This window comes from Nocardia sp. NPDC047648 (genome assembly GCF_040642815.1).
GTDB classification, from domain to species: domain Bacteria; phylum Actinomycetota; class Actinomycetes; order Mycobacteriales; family Mycobacteriaceae; genus Nocardia; species Nocardia gamkensis.
The window spans coordinates 1-1,385 of record NZ_JBEYSX010000043.1 but is presented as its reverse complement, the minus strand read 5'-3'; the positions used below and the strand labels follow the sequence as shown (position 1 = coordinate 1,385).

General features: G+C 67.1%; 1 protein-coding gene. It reads right to left on the bottom strand.

Translation table 11 applies throughout. The annotated features are described in order from the left end of the window. The coding region (locus ABZ803_RS35250; RefSeq protein WP_357046215.1) for a condensation domain-containing protein at positions 1-1,385 on the bottom strand (1,385 nt) is incomplete at both ends.

Genomic DNA, 1,385 nt, shown 5'->3' with positions numbered 1-1,385 from the left:
GCGTCATCGAGCATGAACTCCAACCGCTGCACCGGATACGTGGTGTCGATCGGCAGATACGCCGCACCCGCGGTCAACACACCCAACAGGGCGACCGGTAGTTCCTCGGTGCGCGACACCGCCACCGCCACCAGCGATTCCGGTCCCGCGCCGTGGGCGATCAACGCGCGAGCGACCCGGTTGGCGCGGCTTTGCAACTGCCCGAACGTCAGGCTGGTGTCGCCGTAGCGGATGGCGACGGCGTCGGGGCGGGTGCGGGCTTGGGTGGCGATGACCTCCACCAGCGTCACTTCCGGCACGATCGTGCCCGGGGTGGACCACTCGTGCAACACCAGCTCCCGCTCGCCCGGGGCCAGCACATCGATATCCCCCACCACCACCGACGCGTCCGCGGCCACCGCCGCCAGAATGCGGGTGAACCGGTCGGCGAAATCACGCACCGTCGCGGTGTCGAACAGATCGGTGGCGTAGGTGAACGCCGCCGACAAACCATGCCCGCCACCATGACGGTCGTCGTTCTCCGCGATCGCCAACTGCAGATCGAACTTCGCCAACCCCACCGCCAGATCCACCCCCGACACCGACAAACCCGGCAACTCCAACTCCGACACCGCGAGATTCTGGAAGGTCAACATCACCTGGAACAACGGATGCCGCCCCGCCGAACGCACCGGATCCAGCAACTCCACCAGACGCTCGAACGGCACATCCGCATGCCCGAACGCCTCCACATCCACCGCACGCACCGCCCCCAGCAACTGCTCGAACCGCGCACCCGAATCGACGTCGGTGCGCAACACCAGCGTGTTGACGAACATGCCGATCAAATCATCCAGCGCCGCCTCACCACGCCCCGCCACCGGCGTACCCACCGCGATATCCCGGCTACCCGACAACCGCGCCAGCAACACCACCAACGCCGCATGCACCACCATGAACAACGTCGCGTTGTGCTGCGCGGCCACCCGGGTCAGCCCCGCATGCACCTGCGCGTCGATCTCGAACCCCAGCGTCGCACCACGATGCGACGCCACCGCCGGACGCGCCCGATCCGCAGGCAACTCCAACTGATCGGGAAGGCCCGCCAACCGCTCACGCCAGAACCCGATCTGCGCGGCCAGCAACGACTCCGGATCATCCTCGGTCCCCAGGATCTCCCGCTGCCACAACGCGTAATCGGCGTACTGCACCTCCAACACCGGCCACCCCGGTGCCCCACCCCGCGACCGCTGCACATACGCGCTCATCAGATCCCGCGTCAACGGACCCATCGAGAACCCATCCCCCGCGATGTGATGCACCACACACACCAGCACATGCTCGGTGTCGCTCAACTCGATCAACCGCACCCGCACCGGCGGCGCCGCGGTCACATCGAACCCCTC